4 protein-coding genes, 1 tRNA gene and 2 rRNA genes are annotated in these 9,272 nt (G+C 58.7%); 3 read left to right on the top strand and 4 right to left on the bottom strand.

Translation table 11 applies throughout. The features are described from left to right. Positions 1-158: 158 nt before the first annotated feature. Complete coding sequence (gene ilvC, locus G4923_RS20365) at positions 159-1,640, bottom strand: ketol-acid reductoisomerase (RefSeq protein WP_111913732.1); 1,482 nt, start codon at positions 1,638-1,640, stop codon at positions 159-161. A gap of 224 nt (positions 1,641-1,864) precedes the next feature. Here ilvC and ilvY point away from each other — a divergent pair, with 224 nt between their 5' ends. The 3 genes from ilvY (at position 1,865) to G4923_RS20350 (ending at position 5,716) form a co-directional block, all read left to right on the top strand. Continuing rightward, the gene (gene ilvY, locus G4923_RS20360) at positions 1,865-2,758 is read left to right on the top strand and encodes an HTH-type transcriptional activator IlvY (RefSeq protein ID WP_111913733.1); all 894 of its coding nucleotides are present in this window, start codon (positions 1,865-1,867) and stop codon (positions 2,756-2,758) included. Positions 2,759-2,860: 102 nt separating this feature from the next. Then, positions 2,861-3,052, top strand: coding sequence for a hypothetical protein (locus G4923_RS20355; RefSeq protein WP_111913734.1), 192 nt, complete (start codon positions 2,861-2,863; stop codon positions 3,050-3,052). 90 nt (positions 3,053-3,142) lie between these two features. After that, positions 3,143-5,716 (top strand): bifunctional acetate--CoA ligase family protein/GNAT family N-acetyltransferase, encoded by a 2,574-nt coding sequence (locus G4923_RS20350; RefSeq protein WP_111913735.1) that lies wholly within the window; start codon positions 3,143-3,145, stop codon positions 5,714-5,716. 100 nt (positions 5,717-5,816) lie between these two features. Here G4923_RS20350 and rrf read toward each other — a convergent pair. The 3 genes from rrf to G4923_RS20335 all read right to left on the bottom strand — a co-directional run bounded on the left by rrf (position 5,817) and on the right by G4923_RS20335 (position 9,272). Further along, a 5S ribosomal RNA gene (rrf, locus tag G4923_RS20345) occupies positions 5,817-5,931 on the bottom strand. 124 nt (positions 5,932-6,055) lie between these two features. Beyond that, positions 6,056-8,945 (bottom strand): 23S ribosomal RNA (locus tag G4923_RS20340). A gap of 251 nt (positions 8,946-9,196) precedes the next feature. Next, positions 9,197-9,272, bottom strand: a tRNA-Glu gene (locus G4923_RS20335).

The raw sequence follows: 9,272 nt of genomic DNA, 5'->3' as shown, positions 1-9,272 counted from the left end.
CCATATTCAGGACGGGACATTCTGAATGCAAAAGCCCCGCTCGATGAGCGGGGCTTTTTATTGCCGGGAGCCGGCGTTGCCATCCTGTGGAGATCTGGCCAGGTGTCCAAGCCGGCCAGAAGGCGGGGATCGTCACCCCCGCCCTTCCATCGCCAGCATCAACCGCCGACGGCGATACGCTTCATGTCTTTCATATAGCCGCGCAGGGTCTGGCCGATCTGCTCGATCGGGTGGTTGCGGGTCGCTTCGTTCGCGGCCAGCAGCGCCAGATTGTCCACCGCCTTGCTCTCGGCACGGGCACTGCCCAAATCACCAGCCTGAAGGGTCGGCATAAAGTGCTCACGCAGCAGCGGCACGGCGGCGTTGGCGAACAGGTAGTTGCCGTACTCGGCGGTGTCGGAGATCACCACGTTCATCTCGTACAGACGCTTGCGGGCGACTGTGTTGGCGATCAGCGGCAGCTCGTGCAGGGATTCGTAGTAGGCGGACTCTTCATAGATGCCGGAGGCCACCATGGTTTCGAACGCCAGCTCGACACCCGCCTTGACCATGGCCACCATGACCACGCCGTTGTCGAAGTACTCCTGCTCGGCGATCTTGCCCGCATAAGCCGGGGCATTCTCGAAGGCGGACTTGCCGGTCTCTTCGCGCCAGCCGAACAGCTTGGCATCGTCTTCGGCCCAGTCGGCCATCATGCCGCGGGAAAACTCGCCGGCGATGATGTCATCCATGTGCTTCTCGAACAGCGGACGCATCAGGGTGCGCAGTTGCTCGGACAGTTCGAAGGCGCGCAGCTTGGCCGGGTTGGACAGACGGTCCATCATCAGGCTGATGCCACCCTGCTTCAGGGCCTCTGTGATGGTCTCCCAGCCGAACTGGATCAGCTTGCCGGCGTAGGCCGGATCGGTGCCCTCGGCAACCAGCTTGTCGTAGCAGAGCAGGGAACCGGCCTGCAGCATGCCGCACAGAATGGTCTGTTCGCCCATCAGGTCGGATTTCACTTCCGCCACGAAGGAGGATTCCAGCACGCCCGCACGGTCGCCGCCGGTAGCGGAGGCCCAGGCCTTGGCGATGGCCATGCCTTCGCCCTGGGGATCGTTCTCCGGGTGGACGGCGATCAGGGTCGGCACACCGAAACCGCGCTTGTACTCTTCACGCACCTCGGTACCCGGGCACTTGGGCGCCACCATGACGACTGTGATGTCGGCGCGGATCTGCTGACCCTCTTCCACCACGTTGAAACCGTGGGAGTAACCCAGGGCCGCGCCCTGCTTCATCAGCGGCATGACTGTCTTCACCACGTCGGAGTGCTGCTTGTCCGGAGTCAGGTTCAGTACCAGATCCGCAGTCGGGATCAGATCCTCGTAGGTACCGACGACGAAGCCGTTGTCGGTGGCCTTCTGCCAGGAGGCACGCTTCTCGGTGATGGCGGCCTTGCGCAGGGCGTAGGAGATGTCCAGCCCGGAGTCGCGCATGTTCAGGCCCTGGTTCAGACCCTGGGCGCCACAGCCCACAATCACCACCTTCTTGCCCTTGAGCGCCGCACAACCGTCAGCGAACTCCTCGCGCTGCATGAAACGACACTTGCCCAGCTGGGCCAACTGCTGACGCAGGTTCAAGGTGTTGAAATAGTTAGCCATGGTGATTGCTCCGTTCGATTGATTCCATGCCGGGTAACGGCGTTGTCCAAACCACTATAGCGCGGGACACTTATTGCCTGAACTGATATATTCGAAACAGTACGTTGCATAAATTGAAATGTGACTCTTGGCAATCTCAGGCCGTTTTTCCCGCCCGGTGCATCTCGGGGGCTTGCTGTCTGAACAGATATAGTCGGCACAAGCGCCGCTGCAGGAATTCAAAGATGGACCTTCGCAATCTCGAACTGTTTCTCCACCTCGCCGACTCCCTCCACTTTGGCAAGAGCGCCGATGCCATGGCGGTCAGCCCCTCCACCCTGAGCCGCGCCATCCAGCGGCTGGAGCAGGAGACCGGCTGCGTGCTGTTCGAGCGGGACAACCGCAGCGTGCGGCTCACCCCGGCGGGAGAGAAGCTGCGGGAGTTCGGTGGCAGCCTGCTGCAGGAGTGGCGGCGGCTCAAGCAGGAACTCAGGCGCAGCGACGAGCCGTTGCAGGGCCGGCTGCGGGTCTTCTGCTCTGTCACCGCCAGCTACTTCCTGCTGCCCGAGGTGCTGGAGCGCTTTCGTCGCCGCTATCCCCAGCTCGAGATCAAGCTGGAGACCGGTGACCCCGCCCTGGCGGTGGACAAGATCCTGGCCGATGAGGCCGATCTCGCCATCGCCGCCAGACCGGATGCGCTCTCTGCCAAGCTGGAGTTCGCCAGCCTGCAGCAGGTGCCACTGGTGTTTATCGCCCCCCGGGCCGCACCGCAATCGAGCCAGTGGTTCTCGCAGGGGGAGCCCGACTGGGAGCGGCTGCCACTCATCCTCTCGGAGCAGGGGCTGGCCCGCAAACGCTGTGATCAGTGGTTTCGCAACAAGGGCATAGCCCCCAACATCTATGCCGAGGTCGCCGGTAATGAAGGCATAGTCGCCATGGTCGCGCTCGGTTTCGGCGTAGGCCTGGTGCCTGCCGCCGTGATCGATCACAGCCCCATGGGGGACAAGGTCCGCATCGTCGAACCCAGGCCTGCCCTCAAGCCGTTCGATGTCGGCATCGCCGTGCTCAAGAAGCGGCTGGAAGAACCGCTGATCCGCGCCTTCTGGGACACGGCCCGCGGTCAGGGAGGATTGCGCTGACTCCGGGATGGCCCCAGCATCAGTGTCAAATGTGTCAGTATGAAACCCCAGGAGAAGAGGGGACACTGGCCGGCAAACCCATCCACCACAAAGAGCCATGCCGTGAGCCAGCATCTTGTCGAAATCCAGAGTGCCATCCTGTTTGCAGAGTACCTGCAGAGCCTCGGAGTCCAGCGCACCTCGCTCGATCGGGAGCAGGAGATCTATGTGCAGGACAGGCACCTGGCCACTGTGTTGTGCATCCAGGGTGAGCTGAGATTTTATCTGCGTGCCAATGCCCTGGCCCGGTCGTGATCCGCAATGGGTCACAGAATGAACGCCTGAAGCGTATTAGACTGGCACCATACGTCACCCTCGCCTCGGGGGTCGCCATGAGGAGTGCCCATGAAACCAAGCGGCCTGGATCGGCTCTTCAAACCCCAATCGATTGCCGTCATCGGTGCCTCCAGTGACCCCCAGAAGGCCGGGCATGTAGTCATCCGGCATCTGCTCGCGGGCCAGTTCAAGGGCCCCATACTGCCGGTCAGCCCCCATTGCCGGGCCGTGGCTGGCGTGCTCGCCTATCCCGATATCGAGAGCCTACCCCTCTCTCCAGACCTTGCCATCGTCTGCACCCGGCGCGAGCGGGTACTGCCGCTCATCGAGGAGCTCGGCAAGAAGGGTACAGGGGCGGCCATCATACTGGCCGCCCAGTTCTCCGGCGACGAGCGCCAGCGGCTCAGGCAGCTCTGCCAGCAATACGGCATCCGCCTGCTCGGCCCCAACAGCATGGGCATGCTGTTGCCCGGGCAGGGCATCAATGCCAGCTTCTCCCCCATTGCCGCCACCCCGGGGCAGGTGGCCTTTTTGTCCCAATCGGCGGCCGTCAGCACCACCATTCTCGATTGGGCCAAACAGCGGGAGATCGGCTTCTCGGCCTTCGTTTCGCTTGGGGATCACTGCGATATCGACTTCGGCCAGCTGCTGGATCAGCTCTCCCGCGACGGGGCAACCCGCGCCATCCTGATCTACATGGACAAGCTGCACGATGCCCGTCACTTTCTCTCCGCCGCCCGCGCCGCCTCCCGCAACAAGCCCATTCTGGTGCTCAAGAGCGGCCGCCACGATCCGGCCAACGGGCTCGACAACGTTTATGATGCCGCCATCCGCCGGGCCGGCATGCTGCGGGTCCGGGATACCCATGAGCTGTTTGCCACCGTCGAAACCCTGAGCCACTCCTTGACCCTCAAGGGGGAGCGACTCGCCATCCTCTCCAACGGGCGCGGTCTGGCCAACATGGCAGCAGACGTGCTGCTGGCGCGCGGTGGCAAGATGGCCATGCCTCCCCTGGACATAGGCAGCGATGCCGATGTGGAGGCCTACAGAACCGCGCTGGACGAGCTGCTGCAAGGGGACGGGGCCGATGCCATTCTGCTGATCCACGCCCCCTCCCTCACCGCCCGCGGTGCAACCCTGGCCAGCAATCTGATCGATTTCCTCAAGCAGCACCCCAGGGCAAGGCGTTTCAATATCCTGACCAACTGGGCGGGAGAATACTCGGCCCAGGAGGGTCGCCGCCTGTTCAATGAGGCGGGGATCCCCACTTACCGCACCCCGGAGAGTGCCGTCACCGCCTTCATGCACATGGTGGAATATCGCCGCAACCAGAAGCAGTTGATGGAGACCCCCGCCTCCCTGCAAGGGGACAGGCTAGATGTCGAGCGTTGCCAGCAGTTGCTCCGCCAGGCGCTGGATCGCAAGCAGCGGGTACTGGATACCCACCTGGCACAACCCATCATGGAGGCGGCCGGTCTCTCCACCCTGTCGACCTGGATCGTTTCCGATGCCATCGAAGCGGCGCTGACCGCGGAGCAGATAGGCTATCCGGTGGCGGTGAAGCTGCGCTCACCTGACATAGCCCACAAGTCCGAGGTACACGGTGTCATGCTGAATCTGCGTACCTCGGCGGAAGTGGCCCAGGCGGCGGATGCCATCCTGGACCGGGTCCGCCAGCACGATCCGGGGGCCCGAATAGAAGGCCTACTGGTGCAGCGCATGGCGCGCCGCAGCGGGGGCCTGGAGCTGAGGATCCGCTTGCAGCAGGATCCCGTGTTCGGCCCCGTCATCCTGCTCGGGGAGTCCGGTGCCGAGCCCCACGAGATGGTCGCGGCCCTGCCACCGCTCAATCAGGCGCTCGCTCGCTACCAGATCATCGGTGCCCTCAAGAACGGCAAGATCCGCGAACAGGCCAGTCCGGTACGACTCAATATCGATGCCCTCGGCCAGGTCTTGTGCCAACTGTCCGAACTGCTGCTTGCCTTCCCCGAAATCCAGGAGCTGGACCTGCATCCACTGCAGGCCTGTGGTGAAGAGATGGTGATCCTGGATGCCAGGCTGGTGCTGATGGAAGAGGGTCGGCAGATGCTGCCACTGGCCATTCGCCCCTATCCCACCGAACTGGAGGAGGGTGCTTGGCTCAAGGATCAGAGCCATGTCCTGCTGCGCCCGATCCGGCCGGAGGACGAACCGGCCCACAAGCAGTTCGTGCTCAAGGTCTCCGATGAGGACAGATACAAGCGCTTCTTCGCCGACGTGGGGGAGCTGGGGCACGAAGAGCTGGCCCGCATGACCCAGATAGATTACGACCGGGAGATGGCCTTCGTCGCGGTCGGACAGGACGGCGCCTTCAGCCAGCAGATCCTGGGAGTGGTGCGCGCCATATCCAATCCGGACCAGTCTGACGCGGAATTTGCCATCCTGGTGCGATCGGATATGAAAGGGCTGGGGCTCGGCAAGCTGATGATGGAGAAGATTGTGCGCTACGCCAGAGAGCGCGGCATCGGCCAGCTGTCGGGCATGACCATGCCCAGCAATCGCGGCATGATCAACCTAGCCAAGCGGCTGGGTTTCCAGATCGACATCCAGCTGGAAGACGGCGTAGTCAATATGGTGCTGCCCTGTGCAGATCAGGGCCGATGAAGGTGGGATTCGGTTATAAATCAACCGAATATAGATGCAGGCTGTGAATTTCAGGCAATAAAAAACCCCGCTCGATGAGCGGGGTTTCTTCTAATTGGGTGCCTGGCAGTGTCCTACTCTCGCATGGCGAATGCCACACTACCATCGGCGCTACCGCGTTTCACTTCTGAGTTCGGCATGGGATCAGGTGGTTCCACGGCGCTATGGCCGCCAGGCAAAAAACTTCAATCTCGGAAAGCTGACGTGAATAACGATCTTGCTCGTGGCTTGTCGTTATCACTGAATTTGTAAGTAGTTCATGCACTTGCTACAAGGCCCAGAACACTTCTTGGGTGTTGTATGGTTAAGCCTCACGGGTAATTAGTATGGGTTAGCTCAACACGTCGCCGCGCTTACACACCCCACCTATCAACGTTGTGGTCTCCAACGGCCCTTTAGGACCCTCAAGGGGTCAGGGATGACTCATCTCAGGGCTCGCTTCCCGCTTAGATGCTTTCAGCGGTTATCGATTCCGAACTTAGCTACCGGGCAGTGCCACTGGCGTGACAACCCGAACACCAGAGGTTCGTTCACTCCGGTCCTCTCGTACTAGGAGCAACTCCCTTCAATCATCCAACGCCCACGGCAGATAGGGACCGAACTGTCTCACGACGTTCTGAACCCAGCTCGCGTACCACTTTAAATGGCGAACAGCCATACCCTTGGGACCGACTTCAGCCCCAGGATGTGATGAGCCGACATCGAGGTGCCAAACACCGCCGTCGATATGAACTCTTGGGCGGTATCAGCCTGTTATCCCCGGAGTACCTTTTATCCGTTGAGCGATGGCCCTTCCATTCAGAACCACCGGATCACTATGACCTACTTTCGTACCTGCTCGACCTGTCCGTCTCGCAGTTAAGCTGGCTTATGCCATTGCACTAACCTCCTGATGTCCGACCAGGATTAGCCAACCTTCGTGCTCCTCCGTTACTCTTTGGGAGGAGACCGCCCCAGTCAAACTACCCACCAGGCACTGTCCGCGAGCCCGATTCAGGGCCCTGCGTTAGAACATCAAACATACAAGGGTGGTATTTCAAGGACGGCTCCAGCGCAACTGGCGTCACGCCTTCAAAGCCTCCCACCTATCCTACACATGTAGGTTCAATGTTCAGTGCCAAGCTGTAGTAAAGGTTCACGGGGTCTTTCCGTCTAGCCGCGGGTACACCGCATCTTCACGGCGAATTCGATTTCACTGAGTCTCGGGTGGAGACAGCATGGCCATGGTTACACCATTCGTGCAGGTCGGAACTTACCCGACAAGGAATTTCGCTACCTTAGGACCGTTATAGTTACGGCCGCCGTTTACCGGGGCTTCGATCAAGAGCTTCGCTTGCGCTAACCCCATCAATTAACCTTCCGGCACCGGGCAGGTGTCACACCCTATACGTCCACTTTCGTGTTTGCAGAGTGCTGTGTTTTTGATAAACAGTCCCAGCCATCTGGTCACTGCGACTCCCAACTGCTCCATCCGCAAGGGACTTCACTGTCAAGAGCGAACCTTCTCCCGAAGTTACGGTTCTATTTTGCCTAGTTCCTTCACCCGAGTTCTCTCAAGCGCCTTGGTATTCTCTACCCGACCACCTGTGTCGGTTTGGGGTACGATGACTTGTAATCTGAAGCTTAGAGGCTTTTCCTGGAAGCAGGGCATCAATGGCTTCCGCACCGTAGTGCGTTCGTCTCGTGTCTCAGTGTTGTGTCTCCGGATTTGCCTAGAAACACCACCTACGCACTTTCACCAGGACAACCGTCGCCTGGCCCACCTAGCCTTCTCCGTCCCCCCATCGCAATTACAAGTCGTGCAGGAATATTAACCTGCTTCCCATCGATTACGCCTTTCGGCCTCACCTTAGGGGTCGACTCACCCTGCCCCGATTAACGTTGGACAGGAACCCTTGGTCTTCCGGCGAGGAGGCTTTTCACCCCCTTTATCGTTACTTACGTCAGCATTCGCACTTCTGATATCTCCAGCATACCTCTCGATACACCTTCGCAGACTTACAGAACGCTCCCCTACCACTCACACATAAGTGTGAATCCGCGGCTTCGGTGCCTGGTTTGAGCCCCGTTACATCTTCCGCGCAGGCCGACTCGACTAGTGAGCTATTACGCTTTCTTTAAATGATGGCTGCTTCTAAGCCAACATCCTAGCTGTCTGAGCCTTCCCACATCGTTTCCCACTTAACCAGAACTTTGGGACCTTAGCCGGCGGTCTGGGTTGTTTCCCTCTTCACGACGGACGTTAGCACCCGCCGTGTGTCTCCCGGATATTACTTACTGGTATTCGGAGTTTGCATGGAGTTGGTAAGTCGGGATGACCCCCTAGTCCAAACAGTGCTCTACCCCCAGTAGTATTCGTCCGAGGCGCTACCTAAATAGCTTTCGGGGAGAACCAGCTATCTCCGAGTTTGATTGGCCTTTCACCCCCAGCCACAGGTCATCCCCTAACTTTGCAACGTTAGTGGGTTCGGTCCTCCAGTTGATGTTACTCAACCTTCAACCTGCCCATGGCTAGATCACCCGGTTTCGGGTCTACACCTTGCAACTAGACGCCCAGTTAAGACTCGGTTTCCCTACGGCTCCCCTATACGGTTAACCTCGCTACAAAATGTAAGTCGCTGACCCATTATACAAAAGGTACGCAGTCACCCCGAAGGGCTCCCACTGCTTGTACGTACACGGTTTCAGGTTCTATTTCACTCCCCTCACAGGGGTTCTTTTCGCCTTTCCCTCACGGTACTGGTTCACTATCGGTCAGTCAGGAGTATTTAGCCTTGGAGGATGGTCCCCCCATATTCAGACAGGATGTCACGTGTCCCGCCCTACTCGATTTCACTTCAAGGTCGTTTTCATGTACGGGGCTATCACCCTGTATCGCTGGCCTTTCCAGGACCATTCCACTAACTTCCAAGAAACTTAAGGGCTAATCCCCGTTCGCTCGCCGCTACTGAGGGAATCTCGGTTGATTTCTTTTCCTCGGGGTACTTAGATGTTTCAGTTCTCCCGGTTCGCCTCTATTACCTATGTATTCAGTAATAGATACCCAGCTTATGCTGGGTGGGTTTCCCCATTCGGAAATCTGTGAGTAATAGCGTCTCTTACCGACTTCTCACAGCTTATCGCAGGTTAGTACGTCCTTCATCGCCTCTGACTGCCAAGGCATCCACCATGTACGCTTAGTCACTTAACCATACAACCCCAAGAAGTGTCGTCGAAACGACGCGACTTGTTGCTGTACAACAAGGACCAAAAATAAATTTTGGTTTTCGCCAAGAAGTTTCCAAAGCACTTGTAACAAATGTTTGAGAACTACTTTTTAAATCAGCTTTCCAGATTGTTAAAGAGCATGTTTGCAACAGCATTCACTTATAAAGTGCGCTGAAGAAAACAGACATAAACATGTGATGCTTATGTCTGCATTCTTGTTAGCAAGAAGAGAAGTGGCGTCCCCTAGGGGATTCGAACCCCTGTTACCGCCGTGAAAGGGCGGTGTCCTAGGCCTCTAGACGAAGGGGAC

The organism is Aeromonas rivipollensis, from assembly GCF_010974825.1.
GTDB classification, from domain to species: domain Bacteria; phylum Pseudomonadota; class Gammaproteobacteria; order Enterobacterales; family Aeromonadaceae; genus Aeromonas; species Aeromonas rivipollensis.
The sequence above is the reverse complement of the archived record's forward strand: the minus strand, read 5'-3'. Positions and strand labels throughout refer to the sequence as shown.